Raw genomic sequence first — 18,572 nt, forward strand, 5'->3', positions numbered from 1 at the left:
TAAGCTTTTTTATCTTTTTTTAATTTTACCACGTTATTCTTCAGAAGTAAAGAAAATAATTCCATTATTAAAAATTTTTAGTATCAAAAATCATATATTCAAAGCTATTTCGCTTTCACTCCATTTGTTTAAAATAAAAACAGCTTGGAGTTTTTTTATATACTGTGGAAGAGGTGAATGTTGTGGAAAAGGTTTTTAAAACATTAGAAGAACAGGTAAATTTGTTAAAAAGTATAGGGGTAAGGGTAGAACAAACGGATGAAAAAATTTTAAAGATTGAGCATAATATAGCTTGATAAGTGAGTATAAAGATCTTTTTCTAAAAGAGAAAAATTTTTTTTCATAACCATACTCCTAGGTATTTGTCTATTTTATCTTGTATATTTAATTTTTTTGAATATAATTCTAAATTTTTTAGATTTTTGTTTTGGTCATTTATATATGATTTTATGGATTTTCTGAATATTTCAACATCTAATTTATTTCTATATCTTATTACATCACATATGGTTTTGTCTCTATCGAAGATTTTTATTTTTATTCCCATTTTTTCATAATAGTCAACACCTATTTGTAATATTTTTGGTTCTATATAGAAGACTTTTATCAGTGGATAATCTATTTTATATTTTGATTTTTCATTGTTTTTATTGACAGCAATTTGCGTTTTAGAAGGAACTCTGTCTATGTATTTATAATGAAATAATGCACTTTCTAAATATATTATTGCTTCTGGGAATAGTCTTGCAATTATAACATCTTCGGGATATGTGTTGTTATTTATTTCATAATATCCTCTTTTTATTTTATTTATTTTTCCTTGTATTAGTAATTTTTTTATTTCTCTATCTGAAAAGCCTGCTTTTTTTAATTGATTCGTTTTTAGAATCCCTTTGTTTTTATTGAATAGTTCATTTAATTTTTTATTTGAGATATCTTTGATTTTAATCACCCTCTTTTCTAATAGAAAAGCGTGTATTTTGATACAATTATGCCACATTTTTTTACTTTTTTTGTGTATAAAGTTATTGGAGTAGCATAGAAAGGGATTTTGGTGGAAAATAGGATAGTGTTATTGGTATTAGAGGAGTTTATAGGAATTTCTATGGAGATAAAAGATGAAAATTTTGGTTAGTTGGAGTCGGAGGAAACATTGGGCTCTTTGGTCCTGCTTAGAGTAGTGTTTGTTGTGGATAAAAATACAGTATCTTCAAGTTGACACAGTCGCTTAGGATGACATACGCTTAACTTTTAAAATAAGCTGCTTTTTCAGCAACTTATAATTTTGATGCCCCAAGGTTTATCCACTTTTTTTCATTATTTTCTTGAATAACTATGATTTTATAGTTATATTTGTTTTTTATTTTTTTAAAGAGTTCAGGAGATATTTTTATTGCTAGTAGCAAAGAGTTTTCATTATGATTTTGTCTTCTTGAAGTGATATACCTTATTTTTACGTTTTTGTTGTAGTAGGTTTCTTTATTTTTCAATAATTCTTGTATGTCTAAAAAATCTTTTAGTTCTTTTAATAGTTTTTGGTTTTCTACTGCTATCATTAAATCCATTGCTTCATCTAAACATATCCCAACGCCGTAATTAAAAGCATCGTTAATTTTTGCTGTATAACAAAATATTTCTTTTTGTATTTTTTCTTCCATAGCGCTTTTTGAATTGTTTAAGACGTTTATGTATTTCTTTGGTATAAGCCATTTACCCTGTTGCTTTTTTGCTATTAACCTTCCCATTCTTATGTCTTTTGATATTGTGTCTTGTTTTTTATTCAATATTTTTGCCAATTCTTCGGTTGTATAGTAATCTTGTTCTTCCATACATATATAGTTATCGAACGCTTCTATTAAATCTCTTTTTATGAGTTGTTCTAAGTATTCGAAGTTCCCTTTGTTTATAATTTTGTCTATTTCTTGTGGAGATTTGTTTGGAGTTGTTTTGAATACTTGATTTACTCCAATATCACCTTTTTCGAGAGCCTTATAATATTCTTTTCTATCGCTTTCTTTCAATCCTTTTATTACAATGTTTGGATATCCTTTCATCAACAATATATAGTTCATAACTATTCTGCCGGTTCTACCGTTACCATCGTTGAAAGGGTGAATACCTTCAAAATAATTATGTATTCTTGCCATCGCTTGATATATATTATATTTTTCTAATGAATAAGTTACGTAGTTTATCCAGTTTTCAACCCAGAATTCTATGTCATTTTCCGGAGGATTTATGTTTGGTGCATTGTAAATATCTACCTTATTATTTCTGAATCCTCCGCTTATTTTTTCATTTGATGATTCACTTAATAGTTGTTTATGTATTTGCCTTATTGTGGCTTTGCGTAGGTCAAATTCGTTGTCTTTGTATAATTCTATAGCATAACTGTACCAATGCTTAGCTGTGGAGAAATAGTTTATTATTTCGTCATCTTGGTCATAATTGCCTTTGATTATAGATTTTAAATCTTTTTCTGAAGCGACTATCCCTTCTATTTTTAGAGAGTGTCTAGTATCGTTTTTTATCAGGTAAAGCCATTCTTTGTTTGTGATATCTACTTTTTCGAGTTTTAATATGTTTTTTCTTGGTAGTATCAAGTCCATATTATCACCTCAGTTGTCCAGATAATCATTTACTTTTTATTTACATTAGCTATTTAGTCCTTATTTATTGATTATTACATAGATTGTAGGTTTAAATTATGATTTAATAGTTCGGACAATACTTAAATCCTTTATTTTATTATAAAACTGTTATTAAATATAACTTTAGATAGTTTTTGTATTTTTTTATTATAACACATTGCGTTTTAATTTTTACTTTCTATATTCCTTTAAAATAAGGCTTTTTATTTTATGTTTATATTATAGAAATTTTATAGAAATATATTGTGGAAATTATTAGGTTCTTAGACGATTTCAGAGTGCCTTTATTGTGAAAGGTTTATCTTAAATTAGCTTTTAAATACTTATTTTGTAACTTTAGAGTTTTATAATTTTATTAGTAGTTAGTGCCAAGGTGTTCTTCGAGAGCCTTGGCCTTTTTTATAGTTCTAAATATTTTTAGAAAGTTAATTTTAACATTAACTTATTGAAGTAATAAGGAACTTGGTATATAATAGTTCTAAAATAGTAGAGTAAGTTAATTAAATTATTAATTTATTCTTTAAAAAAGGAACTGATAAAATCATGAAGTATTATGAAGAATTTTCAGATTTGGAAGTTTTTAATTTAGAAGAAGCATCTGAAATAGTTGGAAATAAAAATAATGCAAAAGTTTTGTTGAATTCTTATTTGAAAAAAGGTTTTGTAAAGAGAATTAGAAGGAACCTTTATTGTTTCGTTGGGTTTAATAATAATTATAGTTGTAATCGATATTTGATTGGAAGTAAAATAAATAGTACTTCTTATTTAGGCTATCACAGCGCTATTGAGTTGCATGGGTTATCTCACCAAGTAAGCAATGTTGTTTATGTTTTGTCTGATGTATATTTTAAAGATTTTGAATTTGAAGGATTTTATTATAAATATTCTGGAAAAGGTATTAAAAATGGAGTTTCCACGTATAAGATGAATAAAGATATTAAATACACTGATTTGGAAAGATCTATTGTTGATTGTATTGATAGGCCTATTTTTTGTGGAGGAGAAAATGAGATAGATGAGATATTAAAGATTTCTCCTGTTTTGAATGAAGAATCTTTAATGAAATATTTAGAAGAGTACAATAAAAAGATTCTTTATCAGAAAGTGGGTTTTTTTATGGAAAAGTATCAAGAAAATCTAAATATTTCAAATTTGTTTTTAGAAAAGATAGAAGCAAGAATTGGTAAAACAAATAAATACTTAAATGAACAAGCGAAGAATGGGAAGGGCTTTTTAGTTAAGAGATGGAACTTAATTGTACCTTATTATCTTGATAAGAAGGGTGAGCTTTTTGTTTAATAATTATGATTATAAGTATTATTCCAAGTTGTCTAGCCAATCAGGGTTCCATAAAGACGTTATTGAAAAAGTTCATAGACTAATTAATATTTTGGCTTTTATTAATAATAATGCTTTTTTAAAAGAACGGCTGGTATTATCTCACTTTGGGCGGAAGTTATTTGGTATATAATGCAATTAAATCAATGGATAATGTGTTTGATTTTCTGGTACAAAATGGCTAAGAGAGATAGAAGTATTTTTAAAGAAGTTGTTCGCTTAGAGGTCAATTAACTGTTACTAAAAAACAAAACCAGTTTTTTTACTGTATTTTTTCCTTATTAGCCAATTTAAACTTCCTCTTTAATCTTATTCCAATTCATTATTTAATCTTTAATTACTATAACACTTTTATTTATGTGTTGACATTACACTCTAATTGGAGTATAATAATTCTGATTAGAGTGTTTTTAAGAAGGGGGAATAAAAATTGGATTCTATATGGTTTTTTATTGGTATCGGTTTTTTAGCTCAAATGATTGATGGGGCTTTGGGAATGGCATATGGAGTTACTTCTAATACTTTGCTATTGTCTGTAGGTATTCCGCCAGTTATTTCAAGCGCTTCTGTTCATTTTGCTGAGGTTTTCACTACATTGATTTCGGGATTTTCACACTTTAGATTAGGGAATGTAGATAAAAATTTGCTTAAAAAATTAGTAATTCCTGGGATAGTTGGTGGGGTTTTAGGTGCTTATATTTTAGTTAACATTAAAGGTAGTTTAATTAAACCATTTATTGGTATTTATTTGCTAATTATGGGTATTAGAATAATTTATAAAGTTTTTACTTTGTCTAGAAAGCGAAAAGAATTAATAGTTCGGAGAAGACACTTTTCCATTTTGGCTTTAGTTGGTGGTTTTTTTGATGCTATTGGTGGAGGCGGTTGGGGACCAATTGTTACTTCTACTTTAGTATCTGATGGAAAAAACCCTAGAAAAACAATAGGTTCTGTTAATGCAGCGGAGTTTTTTGTGACAGTATCAGAGGTTGTTGCATTTTTAGCAATGGCTTCACAATTTAATTGGACAGTGATCGCAGGATTAATAATTGGAGGTTGTATAGCCGCTCCTATGGCTGCACTTATGACTAAAAAAATACCACTTAAAGCACTAATGGGGACTTTGGGAGTAGTTATTTGCCTTTTGAGTATTAGAAATATTTATTCTATTTTTTGATGTAAAACTTTGAGTTGGCTTGTGTTTTTTAGGAATATTTTCTTTATGCTGTAATATTTTTGAAGTTAATTACTAAAGAGGATGTCTTATTATATTAGTTAATGGATCTGAAGAAAGATTTTGATCACTAAGTACTTTAGAAAAATCAAAACAGTTTTTAATGTTATAAATAAAAGAAGCAAGTCTTAAAAAGACTTGCTTCTTTTGATAAATGTTCATTATCTTGTTGAAGATTTCTTAAGAATACATTCACATCAACTATTTTCATATTTATCTTTCACGACTTTTTCCCAAATCCTGCTTTCTTCATTGAGCAATTCTTCATTTTTATACTTTTTTAATGCTCCACGGAGAGATTTATGTTTATTTTTTAGATCATCTGGTAAATCTGTTATCTTAGATAATTTATCATTGTTAGTAATCTTTCTAATATAGCTCATGTGTAGCACCTCTTCAGTGTTCTTTTATTAAATTATACTATAATTCTTTAACAGTTTTTCTGTTGGAAGATGGAAAAGTATTTGCTTCGTAAATGGGTAATAGAAATACGAATTCTTAGGTGATGCTGATAGTGAGAGAATGATTTCTATAATTGGTAAAAGGAAAAAGCTCAAGTCCCTTCCCAGCTATGCTAGGATTCTTCAAAAAAATTTAGCGGAGTTTAAAATAAGTATTATTTTTATAATATATTAATCAAAGTGTTGTAAAATGTTAGTTACGGTATATCCGGGCGAAAGGAGAAGATATGAATGAAAGTAAGATATGACAGAGAAGGAGACACATTGGCTATGCTCTTAGAAGACAAACAGATACATCATGCTGAAGAATATGGGCAAATAATAGTGAATTATGATGAGAATGGGAAAGCAGTTGAAATAGAGATACTAAACGCCAGTAAATTACTTGGGGAATTTGTAACTGAAATTCTTAAATCACCAAAAAGAGAAATAGTTGAAATTGAATGAATCCAAATTTCATTATACAGGATTTGTGTAATAGGGTGGTACACTTTTCGTTTAGTATGTGCAAGGGTAACGTATATTAGTGATATCAAGTTGGGAGGATGTATTTTTGATATTTACTTGCTTGCCAAGAAGTAATACAATTATGTATAATTTATGTAGAGGTGATTTATATGAAAAATTTTAAACCAATAGAAGTTCATAAAAAAGAAGATGCTGAGATGATTGAGAATATTTTTTCAAAAGCTTTTTCTGAGCAAGAAAAGAAAGAAGCAAAAAAGAATAAAAGGATTCGATCAAAAATATTAAAGAAAGTTATGAATTAATATATGATTGATTTGGAAAAATATGTTAAGTTATATAACATAAAAGTTGTTAATTTTGTTGATTTTACAAAAAAATACTTTGATTCAAATAAGAATGAGTTGAATATATCAGATAGTGGGACAATAACTATGTACTTAGATGTTGAAAAAATTGTTTAGTAGATAATGTTGTTGCTTTAGGGTTTTACAATTAATGCGGGGGGGTAGTATGCCAACAAAAAAAGATAGATCTTTTTTGAATAAAATTGAATATGTTAAAAATACTATGGAGATAGAAGGGTATAAAATAAATGAAGATGATTTGAGATTTTTAAAAGAGATAGTGGATAACAAATATACTAAAAAACAGATAATCCAAAAAGTCTTGAAGGCTCATAAAATTCAGATGAAAGATTACAGTCTAAAAGATAATATATAGTTTTTTATTAATTACGTGTCTACTCTGGAGGTATCATATCATTTAGGTTGGCCTTCATTTCATCCATCAATTGTCTATGGGAGATTTTGGTTTTGCTTGTTTCACTTTCAGCTTCAGCTTCACATAATTTTTGGTATATTTCTAGTAAGGCTTGTTGCTTTTCATATAAAGACTGGCGCATAACTACAATATCTCCTTTACCATTGCTTTATTTGATAAACATTCATTATCTTGTAGAGTATATCTTAAGACTACATTCGCATCAATTATTTTTATATTTATCTTTCACGACTTTTTCCCAAATGGTGTTTTCTTGATTTATCAATTCTTCATTTTTATACTTTTTTAATGCTCCTTGGAGGGATTTATTTTTATTTTTTAGATTATTTGGTAAACCTGTTTTTTTAGATAATTCATCACTGTTAGTAATCTTTCTAATATAGCTCATTAGTAGCACCTCTTCATTGTTTCTTTTTAAATTATACTATAATTCTTTAACAGTTTTTTTGTTGGAAGAGAAAATCAACTGACTAAGGACTATACGTGCAATATTTTGAGTTTTAGTCTAGTGGTATAATAAAGATATCATCTTATTGTTATTGTTGGTGCCTTTTTTATTTATTTTGGCAGAAAGTTATAAAAATATGTATAATTATGCCAAAGTATTTATAAGTACTTCAAAATACAACAAAAATGTTGTATAATATAAGAAGGAAAGAAATTATGAAGTTAGTTTACGCTAAAAAACTAAAAAAATATATAGATAAATTATCCAATAGTACTAAAAAAGAGGATAAAAGTACAGTTGCTGAAATATTTAGAATAAAACATTAATAGACGAAATGGAGGAATAAAAATGGAAAAATTATATGATTATGAAAAAGAAAAAGAAAAAATACTGAAAAAGAAACCAGAAATAAAAAAAATGTATGATGATTTACAATTAAAATATAAATTGATAGAAACTGTTATAGAATATAGAGCAAGAAATAATCTCACACAGAAAGATTTAGCTGCAAAAATAGGAGTACAACAACAAGTAATATCAAGATTTGAAAGAGGTTTAGTAAACCCAAGAATTGATTTTGTTCAAAAACTATTAAATGCTACAGGAAAAGATATTGAAGTTGTAGACAAAAGATAGAAACCAGAGAGTATTTGGTTGTACAGAGAATAAAAAGATGGAAATAATTATTATTTATTAACCAAAGTAATGTACGATTAATGTAGGAGAGGTTAGCATGCCAACAAAAAAAGATAGATCTTTTTTGAATAAAATTGAATACGTTAAAAATACTATGGAAATTGAAGGGTATAGAATAGATGAAGATGATTTGAGATTTTTAAAAGAAATAGAAGATAATAAATATACTAAAGAACAGATAGTCCAAAAGGTGTTGAAGGCTCATGAAATTTAGATGAAAGGTAGAGAAATAATCGCTTTTTATAGTCCTTGAACTATTTTTTCGTATATTGAATTGATATCTTTAAGGTTTTTCCAGTCAATTTGTTTAATTTTGTCTGTTATTTTATCTAAGGACCAGTCTGGTGAATATATAGATAAATAACATCCTAATTTAGCTTTTTTAGCACTTTCAAGATAAAAACCTATTAAATGACTGTCTGTTCTTCCTTCACAGAGTATAAATGTTTTCATTATCTTAACTCCATATTGTATTTTTCTATGTTTATTAAAGCCTCTTCCCCAGTTAATTTTAGTATCTTCAGTTCGTTATCTAATTCTTTTAATGTAAATATTGAAATATTTTTTTCTAGAAACTCTTTATTTTTGAAAGCTTTTAAAAATATGTGCAAAAATTCTTGATTATGAGAAGTCATAAAGATTTGATTCTCATAATTATTTGAATAATTAAATAATGTTTCTGCAAAATCGGGAATAGAGTTTGGATGGAATGTTGCGTCTACTTCTTCTATTAAGTGTATTGATTTTGGGTATAAAACCATGCTCCCTATAATATAGTACCATCTTCTGAAACCATCCCCAAGATCTGAAAAAGAAACCTTTTTATTTTTTAAAGTGATATATATTTTCATCGCTCCGTTTGGAAGCGGTATTCCTTCTATATCTTCTATTTCAGGATATATTTTTTGAATTTCCTCGATAAATTCATTCATTTTATTTTTTCTTTTAAGAGCACCATATATGTTTATAGTTCTTCCTGGTATTCTATGGTCAAGAATATCATGATAAACACAACTTCTTAAAGGCTCTTGTGATGGGATATTTAAGGGAAAATTGATTTTAAATTCTTTTTCTTTACCATTTATTTTTACTTTCAAGTTTCCTAAATACACAATCTGATTCTCTGTATTATTTTCTAATTTATTATTTATATTATAATCAATTTTATTAGCGTTGATATTTGTGTAATCATCGTTCAATGGTTCTAAAAAGTATGATGGTGTAAATTTATAATCTGTGATGGTTTTTTGACCATTTTGACTAGTTGTACTGATAGAAAATTCCATATTGTAGAAGCTGGTATTTTCTTTGTTGAATAAATTTATCAAGTTCTCCCCAAAATCATATATACCATTAAAATATCCCATTTGTCTTTTCGATAATAAATTATTCACGAGAGCATTAATATTGTACCCACAGCTGTGAGCAAAAACAGCTTCAATTATTGAAGTTTTCCCCATATTATTGTCACCAAAAAACAAATTTATATCAGTTAAGCCTTCTATTTCTAAGGTCTTAAATCTTTTAAAGTTTTTAATAGTTAAGTTTTTATAAATGTTTTTCATTTTTTACACATCCTTATTTTCTAAAAGAAAAATTGTAGTTAGATTTTGACCACAATTAGTACTTATTTTTTACTTATTATAACATATCTGGTAATATATTTTCTTTATTTGTCGCAATTAATATAAAATAGGACAGTACACATTGGTTTGCTTAACGGAGAAATAGCTGAAGTTGTATGACGTTAAACCTTGGTAAAAAATTGTAAAAAAAATAAGCCCTGAGAAGGACTTATAATAAAAAATCGTATTTACTTTTTTCTCGAATAATTCTTCGGATCTGAACTTCTAAAGTGTTTTCTTTTACTAAATAGAAGAATAGATAGTTTTTAATTTCTAGAATGTGATAGCCTATAGATTGGAGATGAGTTTCTTGAGGTGTAACCTCCAGATACGGAAAATCTTCTAACTTATAGACAGTATCTTCAATTTGGTCTAGGAATTTCACCGCCACATAAGGATTATCTTCCTGAATATACCCCATAATATCGATCAAATCTTTTCGAGCAATTGGAAAATAGTTAATATTATATTTTTTTCTCATTTATCTTGGCCTTCATTTCATCCATCAATTGTCTATGGGAGATTTTGGTTTTGCTTGATTCACTTTCAGCTTCAGCTTCAGATAATTTTTGGTATATTTCTAGTAAAGCTTGTTGCTTTTCATATAAAGTTTTCTTTTTTTCGTATAAAGTTAGACTCATTAATACCATATCGTTTTTACCGTTTTTGGTTATGAATACCGGTTCGTCTTCATCATGGCATAATTTTGATATTTGTTTATATTTATTTCTTAAATCAGAAACTGTTCTAATATAAGGCATAAAGATTCTCCTTTATCATTATCGATACTTATACTATATCATAATTAAAATAAGATATAACTAATAATGTGTGAATAAAGCTAAGAGATTGCTTGAAGTGATATTGTCAAAATCCACTTATTCAGAAAGAATTTTATTATTTTGTTTTTTGTCTAATAAGTAAACTTTTTCTAAAACATGTACTATTTCTGCTATAACTTCACTTGGAATAAAAAGGTTATTTTCCTCAAATGCTGTTTTCTTCATTGATTAATGCTTCATTTTTATACTTTTTTAACGCTTCTTGCAGGGATTTATGTTTATTTTTTAGATCATATGGTAAATCTGTTTTCTTAGATAATTCATCACTGTTAGTAATCTTTCTAATATAGCTCATTAGTAGCACCTCTTCAGTGTTCTTTTATTAAATTAAACTATAATTCTTTAACAGTTTTTCTGTTGGAAGAGAAAATCAACTGACTAAGGACTATACGTGCAATATTTTGAGTTTTAGTCTAGTGGTATACATAAGAGATATTGAAGTTGTAGACAAAAGATAGAGGTTAAAGGTTATTCGGTTATACTGAGAGCGGTAAAAATCAATATCACAATGTTTAAAATTTACTGTTTATATTGAAAATTTCACAAACATATTGCAAGGGCAGCAACTCTCCAAAGGCATTTCAGCGGAAAATTAATTTTTTAAGAAATTTGGCTGAAGCTCCTTTTCCTTGCACTTTGTTTAGTCGAGGCAATATATAAAAATCATAAAAAATGATGTCATAATTATAATTAAAAGTATCTCTAGTTCATTATTGTAAAAATATGTTTAATTTAAATTTTTTTAGTATAACTTAGGTATAATTTGTAGGTGGAGGTGGAGTTATGAAGAAAAACAAAACAAAATTATTTAATCTAATTCTGCTATATATTTCAAATTTTCAAAATTTTGATGGTATAAAAAAATAAATAAACTTTTATACTTTACTGATTTTAAATATTATGAGAAATTTTCAAAACCAATAACTGGTTATAATTATGTAAAATATCCAAGAGGTCCTGTTATAGAAGATTATCAAAAAATAATAGAAGAAATGGTTAATAATAAACTTTTAAAAAAAGAAAAAATACAAGTTCTAGGAGAAAATAAGATCTATACTATTCACAAATTAGAAAAAATTGTTGAACCTAATTTAGACCTTTTTGAAATAAATGAATTAAAAATTATTAGAGAGGTATGGCATGAAAATGAAATGAAAAACGGTAAGGAATTAGAAGAAGAAAGCCATCGTGATGCTCCTTGGATTTTATCTGAATTTAATCAGATTATTCCTTATTTTTTTGTTAAGTATAGAAATGAAAATTTAGATGATTATAAAATATCAGAAATTAAAGCAGAATATGCCTATAATAGGGCTAAATTATTAGCTAAAGAAGCTAATAAAGAATGTTATAAAAGTAATGACTATGATGATATAAGAATAAATGAGGATTTCAACAGTTTGACAGAAATATATTTTTAAAGTAGTGATTCAAAAAATAATCAATTGAAGTATTTTCATAATTATAAATTAGAAAAATCTAAATATAAAAATCTAAATAAAGATTCTATTGTTGACTGCGCACAAATATTTACTGTTGATAAAACATTTTTGAATAAAAAATGTTTTAGCTTAAATGAGGAAGATAAAATAGAGATAAAAAAAGATTAGCTTATGTTTTGGATATGTAATATTTATTTATAAATTCAAGGTGAAAGGAAACCATTGAGTCTTTAGCTCAATGGGAATTTACTCATATTTCACTTTTAAATATTGAATTGTATCTTCTCTTATAAGATTATCTAGTTGATGGTTTTTAAAAGCTTTATATCCTTGATAAACTATTATGGTAACAACAACAACTCCCACGGAAATTCCGGCAATTAAAGCTGTACCTGCAGCAATCCCGCCGCCACCTGCTGATAATGCTCCTCCACCAAGCCAAGCTAATGCAGCTTTTTTAGCAGCGGCACCAGATAATGATGAAATAGCTACACCAGTTGATGCTTCTCCAAAATTCGTGGCTATAAACATTAAAACACTTTTTACAACAGGTTCAACCATTAAAGTTGCTGCCAGTGTACCACCAAAAGAAATAGTGGTATTTAAAATTGTTTCTTTGGTTAGATCTCCAGAAATCCAGCTTAAAAGTAAATCAACTGCTGTAATCCCTGCTAGCATATATAAATTTGAGACTAAAGGACTTGGATTTTTTACAAATCTTGAATATAGTACTATGGGTGTTTCAACTGAACCTATAAGTGCGGACCTTAGAAAAGTTCTATTCCAATTTATTTTTTGACCCGTTATATTACTTAGAATAAATTCTTCCAGTAATGATATACCAATTGATGTAAATCCTATTTTTAAAGCATCTGTTAATAATGGATTTACCTTATAAATTTGTGAAGTGCTATATTTATGTAATTCATTATTTTTTAGCCTGGTTTCAAATTGTTTAGTAGCTTTATTATAGGCAGCTTTTTTATTATACCCTTGTTTAATTAATTCTGTCATGTCATTTTTAATTATTCCATTTTTAATTGCATTCCTATGCGATGGAGGAAGATTTTTAAAATTTTCAGTTTTTAAGAGAGTTACTTTCTGACTGTCCATATCAATTATTTTAATTGAGACATTATTATTGTTTTCAAAGTTGAAATTAAAAAGCCTTCTCCTATAATTTAGGTTGCCGTTTTCTATTCCTTCAAGATATTTTACGTGATTGTTTATAGATTTTTTAACTAATTCTATATTTTTAGTATCTTTTATGTAGAGCCTATTATTTATTCTATAAACCTTCACACTTTTATTTCCGGAGATAGGAAGGTCAAAACTATCACTAGCTTTTTTTATATCTATGTTTGGATCAAATTTTATTTCTAAAAAATCTTTTTTTAGATTGCTTATATTATTCTTTATCCAGGTTGGACTCATTTGTTTCCCATGAGATGTGTTCCCTAACTTTGAAGTACCATACTTTGATTCTGAAACTATCATGTCTACTGGACTATCATTTTTGTATTTTAAATATAATCCATCTATTCCATTGTTATTTAAAGATGGAATTACTCTATGCCAACCATCTTTTAGAAAAAATTGATCCATTATATTTTCGGATATATTACCTTTGTACTTGTTAAAGTTATTTATGTAAGGTTGAGTTATTAAATAATTTGGATATTGAGAAGTGTTGTAAATATATTCATTTTTAATGATTCTAGCTGAGTTTGATAGAATTCTCAGAGTGTTTTCTGTTGTTTCTATCTCCCCAAACATTACAGAAAAAGAGTAACTTGGTATTAATATTACTATTATTATTATCATTTTTAAATTTCGCATTTTTATACCCCTTAAAAGTCTTCTAATGCCTTTTTCTTAGAATCTAATAAGTATAAACTTGCGGATATTTTTTCTTCTGCGTTTAACTTACTATATATTTTTGAATAGATTTCATTATATATCATCATTACATCTTGATTCAGTAGAGTTGTATCTAAATCACCTAAGCATAATTCTAACAACTTTCTAGATTCTTCACTATTCAATGTTAAACTCTTAGAATAATTGAAATAATCTTCAAAATTTTGTAAGGCATATCTTTGGTAAGCATTGTAAAGAGTTTTTTGTAAACTTTGAATTTCATAGGTTATTTCTTTATTTAATTCTTCAAATTTTACTTTATATGTTTCAGAGTCCAGACTCGCATATTTATTATTTAAATCAATCTTTAAATTGTTTAGGTTATTTATTTTTGCATAGTATTTATCCTTACTTGCAATTATTTCATCATTTCTCGCTTTTAGAGCGTTATAAATTTGTTCTTCTTTTTTCAGTAGGAAATTATCATAGAAATTAATAAAATCATTTATTATTTTATTTGATTCTGATTCTCCAGCTTTCAAAAGCGGTAAATAAGATATTAATGTCATTTTTATTTCGTTTGCTTTTGCTAAATATATTTCATTATTGTCTTTTTTATTATCACAGGCATCTAAATACTTTTTACCTTGTTCTGTTAAATCTAAAATCAAAAAATAATTATCCCATTTTTCTTCCCAGGTGTTAACTTTGTCTAAAACTTCTTGATCGGAAAAGTCTTCGTATAAATAATTATAGATACTATTCTTATTTTCTTGATATTCTTGAAAATTATTAACCGGTTTTTTTAGAATATTCGTGATATAAGCGGTTATTTCATTATTAGAAATAGTTTCATTATCTTGAAACATGTCTTCTTCAACTTCATTGTAATATCCAATTAATGTATTTTCCAGTTCAGATATTAAATCTGTTAAATTATCTATATTTTCTGATTTTATTGTTAGATATTGATTATATAAAAAAGATATATAATCATTTAGATATGTTGTTTTTAACGAAACATCAGGTATATCTTTTAACGTTTGAACATATTCTTTGGAGTAACTATCCAAATATTGAAATTTGTTTTTTTCTTTATTAATGAAATTTATAAAATAATTATTTGCATTTAAAATGTCTCCATCTTTTAATAATTGTATAGACTTTTCAAATGTTTTAGAATCATTTTCACTTTCCTCATGAAATATAGTTGTATTGTTAGAAATCAGTTCATACATTTTGTAATTAAAAAATATACTTATCCCCAATAATATTATTACAACTAAAAAAAGCGAAATCTCTGTTCCCTTTTTCATAAAAACACCCCCACAATAATAGTTTAATATTATTTTATATTATCGGCTTATATTTTTCAAGATTTTTTTTACTCAACGCAGCAAAAGAAATATTAGCAATGCGCAAATTGTGAATAGAAAGACTTAGCAAATATTTGGAAGAAACAAATTCATTCCGGTTAAATAAACCCAGTCATTTTAAAAAATGATTGTTAGGAGAATAGGAACCGAGATTGAAAGAATTACTCCCTGACCAAAGGCGATTAAAGTAGTTTCTTTATCGGTGCTTTTTGAAATTACTCCAAGCATTGAATCCATAGAAGTTGCTCCCCCAATTGATACTGCTCCTAAAGGAGACCATTTTGCAACTATAGGAATTAAAATTATCGCCAAAACTTCTCTAATTACATTTGCAGTAAAAGAGATTGCTCCTAAAACAGGAGAATAGAGATTGGTTATCATAACCCCTGAAAGAGAATACCAACCGAATCCTGCGGAAGCTCCTAGGGATTCTTTTAAATTCAAGCCCGTAAAAAATATTGCCAGAGATCCAAAGGTAAGACTGCCTAATATAGTTAAAATTGATTGAAAGAGTATATTTTTCATGCTTGCTTTTAATTTTGAGAGGATCTTTTCTTCACTTCCTATATCAACCCCAACACTAAAAACTAAAAACATTAATAAGATAGTTGTTAAATTGCTCGGTATATGGAAGTTAAAGTAAATACCAGATACTATTCCGGCAGTAACTGCAGATAAAAGCAGTATCATTTAGATTTCTCCTTTTTAAAGAACTTTTCGTAAATAGAGGTAAAGATAATGCTCCCAATAATTGAAAAAACTGCAATGTATAAGGCGGTTAATCCTATTTCTGTTATTTGAGAAATCAAAGAATCATCATTGCCAATTTCATAACCCATAAAAAAAAGCAATAAAACTGTGGACCATAAAACGGGGTTAATTTTTTTCAGCCATTTTAGCCGACCTTTAAATCCGATAAGAAGGCCAATTAAAAAAGCTATAAGTATTCCAACCATCATGAAGAATCACCTTTTAATTAATCCTAAAGTTTTTTGGAAATCTTTACAGTGTTCTCTTCTTTTTCTCGTTACTTGATAGTTTTAAAAAACACCTCATTTGGCTTTATGCAACTACCAAATTAGGCGTTTTTTATTTTACATAATATTTTTTCTCACAACAGGAATCTTAAGATGCCTGTTGTTTTATTCTTCTAATTCTGTGAAGCCTATTCCTATTGCCCCTGGTCCAGAATGAGCTCCAATTACCGCTCCTAAAGTACCAGAATATATTTCATCTTCATAGTTTAACTTTTCTCTTAGCTTTCCTAACATGTATTCTTCGTCTTCTTCACACATAGCATTTCTTGTACAGAGGACTACCTTTTTGGGATCTTTTATCCTATCTGCGATTATATTGACCATTTCATCTAAAGATTTTCTTCTTGATCGAGCTGATTTTATTGGTTTTACCACTCCATCCACAAATTCCATTATCGGTTTTATATTTAATAGAGTGCCAACAAACTGTGTAGCACCGCCTATTCTTCCTCCAGCTCTCATGTATTTCAAGGTTTTAACTGTGAATACTGTAGTAGTTTTTTTGATAGATTCTTTTGCTATTTTGGAGATTTCTTCAAAAAGCTTTTTCCCACTGTTAATCAATTGTGCTATTTTTATTTCCAAAGCAGCCTGACCAGCTGTACAAATTCTTGTGTCGATTAAGGTGATCTTTGAGTCTTGGTATTGTTGGGTAAAATCATTTTTTGCTATAGAAGCATTTTGATAACATGCAGATAAATCACTTGATATTGTTGTAGCTATGATCTCTTTGAAACCTTTGTCATATCTTTCTTTAAAGGCGTTGAACCAATCTTCTGGACTTGGTGCTGCTGTTTTTGGGGCGTTGTTTGGATTTTCAGCCATTCTCTTATAAAATTCTTCGTCTGATATGTCTTTACCTTGAACAAGGTAATCTTTCCCATTAAACGTAATGTAAAAGGGAATTTTAAGGATATTATATTTCTCAACAATTTCTTTTGGTAAATTACTTGCTGCATCAACTATCTGTGCTATTTTAGACATAAAAAATCCTCCCTGTAAGTTTTTTTCTAATATAATTATATCAATTTATAAATAAAAATAAAATAATCAGTTCAATCGATTGACTTTTTATTTCAAATAATATGTTATAAAATTGACTGGTGATTTGTAGATAGGTAGCATTTTTATAATCTATCCAAAAAATCCATTTTCAAGGAGACACCTTATGAGAATACTGATCATAGGTTACATGCATCCAAAGTTTGATAAAAGAGTATACAGAACGGTGAGATCTCTTTCTAAATTTCATGAGATTATTTACCAGTATTGGACTGACAAAGATGAAAAAGAATATATAGATGGAAATATAAAATATATGCCTATAAAATACACCAAAGGAACAAAAGGCAATCCATTAAAGAAACTTATAAATAGAAGGCCACTAGACAAGAAAATATGTGATTTGGTGACTAACGAAAATTATGACATTTTATATATGCATCATTTTCTAGCAAGCAGGCCTTTGGAACCTTTTAAAATAGCTAAAAAAAGAAATAAAAAAATAGTTTATGATATTCACGAATATCATCCAGAAAATTTTTTAGAGGAGTTAGAAGGAATTATCGGAAATTTAAAAATAAGAACTGTTTGGAGGTTCTTTAAAAAACAGTTAGAACTCTCTGATATGGCAATATTCGTTTCCCAAGAAATGAGAGATGATGTTGTTAACAAAGCAAACATAGATAAAGGCAAAACCTATATCATTCCCAATTATGCAAATTTTATCATAAAACCAGATATCCAAAAAAAATCAAAAGAAATCGTCTTAGTTGGCAAAGTGACAAGAAAGATAGAAGATGAGAAAAAAATACTGAAGTCTTTAATCGAAAAAGATTTTAAATTCAAGATTATAGGAATGGATTCAAAAAATTTTAAAGATATAGACCATGAATCGACAGATTTTTTACCTTATGAAGAGATGATGAAAGAACTATCAAATGTAGCTTTTTCCTTAATTTCTTACAACGAAGGGAGAAAACAATACAATAATAACTTTAAATTTGCATTACCAAATAAGTTTTACGACTCTTTAGCTGCAGGCACCCCTGTTATTGTAAAAGCTTCTTTTGTTTCAATGGCTAAACAGGTAGAAGATTTAGGCTTAGGGGTAGTCATAGACCCAACTGAATTAAAAGAAAGTGTTGAAAAGATCACAAATGCATACAAAAATTACGAAGGTATCCTAGATAATATTGAAAAACACCAAAAAAGGTTTATATGGGATGAAAAAAAAGAAAGGAAATTTGTTGGCCTAATATCTAACTTACCAAAGTAACCCATACTTTTTGAAAAGATGGTCTTTTCTTGGTCA

The 18,572-nt window shown here is 27.5% G+C and carries 26 protein-coding genes; 10 read left to right on the forward strand and 16 right to left on the reverse strand.

Features of this window, described 5'->3' with window-relative positions:
- Positions 1-340: 340 nt before the first annotated feature.
- Complete coding sequence (locus tag BZ25_RS02845; protein ID WP_199676834.1) at positions 341-952, reverse strand: type IV toxin-antitoxin system AbiEi family antitoxin domain-containing protein; 612 nt, start codon at positions 950-952, stop codon at positions 341-343.
- 325 nt (positions 953-1,277) lie between these two features.
- Entirely contained in the window at positions 1,278-2,609 is a 1,332-nt protein-coding gene (locus tag BZ25_RS02850) for a Fic family protein (RefSeq protein WP_121567329.1), read from the reverse strand.
- A gap of 585 nt (positions 2,610-3,194) precedes the next feature.
- Here BZ25_RS02850 and BZ25_RS02855 point away from each other — a divergent pair.
- The gene (locus BZ25_RS02855; protein WP_121567330.1) at positions 3,195-3,950 is read left to right on the forward strand and encodes a hypothetical protein; all 756 of its coding nucleotides are present in this window, start codon (positions 3,195-3,197) and stop codon (positions 3,948-3,950) included.
- A 469-nt stretch (positions 3,951-4,419) separates the two neighbouring features.
- Positions 4,420-5,166, forward strand: a complete 747-nt coding sequence (locus BZ25_RS02865; protein ID WP_121567331.1) for a sulfite exporter TauE/SafE family protein — start codon at positions 4,420-4,422, stop codon at positions 5,164-5,166.
- A 254-nt stretch (positions 5,167-5,420) separates the two neighbouring features.
- On the opposite strand, the gene BZ25_RS02870 is transcribed toward BZ25_RS02865, so the two are convergent.
- Complete coding sequence (locus BZ25_RS02870) at positions 5,421-5,606, reverse strand: hypothetical protein (protein ID WP_121567332.1); 186 nt, start codon at positions 5,604-5,606, stop codon at positions 5,421-5,423.
- A 309-nt stretch (positions 5,607-5,915) separates the two neighbouring features.
- Here BZ25_RS02870 and BZ25_RS02875 point away from each other — a divergent pair, with 309 nt between their 5' ends.
- From BZ25_RS02875 to BZ25_RS02880, 3 genes are all read left to right on the forward strand, one after another.
- The gene (locus tag BZ25_RS02875) at positions 5,916-6,131 is read left to right on the forward strand and encodes a DUF2283 domain-containing protein (RefSeq protein WP_121567333.1); all 216 of its coding nucleotides are present in this window, start codon (positions 5,916-5,918) and stop codon (positions 6,129-6,131) included.
- 170 nt (positions 6,132-6,301) lie between these two features.
- Entirely contained in the window at positions 6,302-6,454 is a 153-nt protein-coding gene (locus BZ25_RS10260) for a hypothetical protein (RefSeq protein ID WP_158584837.1), read from the forward strand.
- 208 nt (positions 6,455-6,662) lie between these two features.
- On the forward strand, positions 6,663-6,872 hold the full coding sequence (locus BZ25_RS02880) for a hypothetical protein (RefSeq protein WP_121567334.1): 210 nt from the start codon (positions 6,663-6,665) through the stop codon (positions 6,870-6,872).
- A gap of 19 nt (positions 6,873-6,891) precedes the next feature.
- On the opposite strand, the gene BZ25_RS10265 is transcribed toward BZ25_RS02880, so the two are convergent.
- Entirely contained in the window at positions 6,892-7,053 is a 162-nt protein-coding gene (locus BZ25_RS10265; RefSeq protein WP_158584838.1) for a hypothetical protein, read from the reverse strand.
- Between the two features lie 81 nt (positions 7,054-7,134).
- Positions 7,135-7,320 carry a hypothetical protein gene (locus tag BZ25_RS02885; RefSeq protein ID WP_121567335.1) on the reverse strand — a complete coding sequence of 62 codons (186 nt, stop codon included), beginning with the start codon at positions 7,318-7,320 and terminating at the stop codon, positions 7,135-7,137.
- Positions 7,321-7,728: 408 nt separating this feature from the next.
- Between BZ25_RS02885 and BZ25_RS02890 the strand changes: the two genes are divergently transcribed.
- Together BZ25_RS02890 and BZ25_RS10270 are read left to right on the forward strand one after the other, a co-directional pair.
- Positions 7,729-8,016, forward strand: coding sequence for a helix-turn-helix transcriptional regulator (locus BZ25_RS02890; protein WP_121567336.1), 288 nt, complete (start codon positions 7,729-7,731; stop codon positions 8,014-8,016).
- A 97-nt stretch (positions 8,017-8,113) separates the two neighbouring features.
- Positions 8,114-8,290 carry a hypothetical protein gene (locus BZ25_RS10270; RefSeq protein WP_158584839.1) on the forward strand — a complete coding sequence of 59 codons (177 nt, stop codon included), beginning with the start codon at positions 8,114-8,116 and terminating at the stop codon, positions 8,288-8,290.
- Between the two features lie 26 nt (positions 8,291-8,316).
- Here the strand turns inward: BZ25_RS10270 and BZ25_RS02895 are convergent, their stop codons facing one another.
- From BZ25_RS02895 to BZ25_RS10275, 6 genes are all read right to left on the reverse strand, one after another.
- Entirely contained in the window at positions 8,317-8,529 is a 213-nt protein-coding gene (locus BZ25_RS02895) for a hypothetical protein (protein ID WP_121567337.1), read from the reverse strand.
- Entirely contained in the window at positions 8,529-9,641 is a 1,113-nt protein-coding gene (locus BZ25_RS02900; protein ID WP_121567338.1) for an ATP/GTP-binding protein, read from the reverse strand. The genes BZ25_RS02895 and BZ25_RS02900 overlap by 1 nt, the downstream gene beginning before the upstream one ends.
- Positions 9,642-9,870: 229 nt before the next feature.
- The gene (locus BZ25_RS02905; protein ID WP_121567339.1) at positions 9,871-10,182 is read right to left on the reverse strand and encodes a type II toxin-antitoxin system RelE/ParE family toxin; all 312 of its coding nucleotides are present in this window, start codon (positions 10,180-10,182) and stop codon (positions 9,871-9,873) included.
- Positions 10,166-10,462 (reverse strand): type II toxin-antitoxin system Phd/YefM family antitoxin, encoded by a 297-nt coding sequence (locus BZ25_RS02910; RefSeq protein WP_121567340.1) that lies wholly within the window; start codon positions 10,460-10,462, stop codon positions 10,166-10,168. The genes BZ25_RS02905 and BZ25_RS02910 overlap by 17 nt, the downstream gene beginning before the upstream one ends.
- A 117-nt stretch (positions 10,463-10,579) precedes the next feature.
- On the reverse strand, positions 10,580-10,708 hold the full coding sequence (locus BZ25_RS10560; RefSeq protein WP_147429929.1) for a type II toxin-antitoxin system VapC family toxin: 129 nt from the start codon (positions 10,706-10,708) through the stop codon (positions 10,580-10,582).
- Complete coding sequence (locus BZ25_RS10275; RefSeq protein ID WP_158584840.1) at positions 10,689-10,838, reverse strand: hypothetical protein; 150 nt, start codon at positions 10,836-10,838, stop codon at positions 10,689-10,691. Before BZ25_RS10275 ends, BZ25_RS10560 begins: the two co-directional genes overlap by 20 nt.
- 568 nt (positions 10,839-11,406) lie before the next feature.
- On the opposite strand from BZ25_RS10275, the gene BZ25_RS02915 reads away from it, so the two are divergent.
- Together BZ25_RS02915 and BZ25_RS10645 are read left to right on the forward strand one after the other, a co-directional pair.
- The gene (locus BZ25_RS02915; RefSeq protein ID WP_121567341.1) at positions 11,407-11,964 is read left to right on the forward strand and encodes a Panacea domain-containing protein; all 558 of its coding nucleotides are present in this window, start codon (positions 11,407-11,409) and stop codon (positions 11,962-11,964) included.
- A 24-nt stretch (positions 11,965-11,988) separates the two neighbouring features.
- Positions 11,989-12,153, forward strand: coding sequence for a type II toxin-antitoxin system PemK/MazF family toxin (locus BZ25_RS10645; RefSeq protein WP_121567342.1), 165 nt, complete (start codon positions 11,989-11,991; stop codon positions 12,151-12,153).
- Positions 12,154-12,231: 78 nt separating this feature from the next.
- On the opposite strand, the gene BZ25_RS02925 is transcribed toward BZ25_RS10645, so the two are convergent.
- The 5 genes from BZ25_RS02925 to BZ25_RS02945 all read right to left on the reverse strand — a co-directional run bounded on the left by BZ25_RS02925 (position 12,232) and on the right by BZ25_RS02945 (position 17,242).
- On the reverse strand, positions 12,232-13,824 hold the full coding sequence (locus BZ25_RS02925; RefSeq protein ID WP_121567343.1) for a hypothetical protein: 1,593 nt from the start codon (positions 13,822-13,824) through the stop codon (positions 12,232-12,234).
- Positions 13,825-13,835: 11 nt separating this feature from the next.
- Entirely contained in the window at positions 13,836-15,161 is a 1,326-nt protein-coding gene (locus tag BZ25_RS02930) for a hypothetical protein (protein WP_121567344.1), read from the reverse strand.
- Between the two features lie 177 nt (positions 15,162-15,338).
- The gene (locus BZ25_RS02935) at positions 15,339-15,911 is read right to left on the reverse strand and encodes a lysine exporter LysO family protein (RefSeq protein WP_121567345.1); all 573 of its coding nucleotides are present in this window, start codon (positions 15,909-15,911) and stop codon (positions 15,339-15,341) included.
- Positions 15,908-16,180, reverse strand: coding sequence for a LysO family transporter (locus BZ25_RS02940; RefSeq protein WP_121567346.1), 273 nt, complete (start codon positions 16,178-16,180; stop codon positions 15,908-15,910). Before BZ25_RS02940 ends, BZ25_RS02935 begins: the two co-directional genes overlap by 4 nt.
- 183 nt (positions 16,181-16,363) lie before the next feature.
- Positions 16,364-17,242 (reverse strand): DegV family protein, encoded by an 879-nt coding sequence (locus BZ25_RS02945; RefSeq protein WP_121567347.1) that lies wholly within the window; start codon positions 17,240-17,242, stop codon positions 16,364-16,366.
- A 184-nt stretch (positions 17,243-17,426) separates the two neighbouring features.
- Here BZ25_RS02945 and BZ25_RS02950 point away from each other — a divergent pair, with 184 nt between their 5' ends.
- A complete protein-coding gene (locus tag BZ25_RS02950) occupies positions 17,427-18,536 on the forward strand; it encodes a glycosyltransferase (protein ID WP_121567348.1) in 1,110 nt (369 codons plus the stop codon).
- Positions 18,537-18,572: the final 36 nt, after the last annotated feature.

The organism is Petrotoga sp. Shatin.DS.tank11.9.2.9.3, assembly GCF_003665005.1.
GTDB lineage: Bacteria > Thermotogota > Thermotogae > Petrotogales > Petrotogaceae > Petrotoga > Petrotoga mobilis.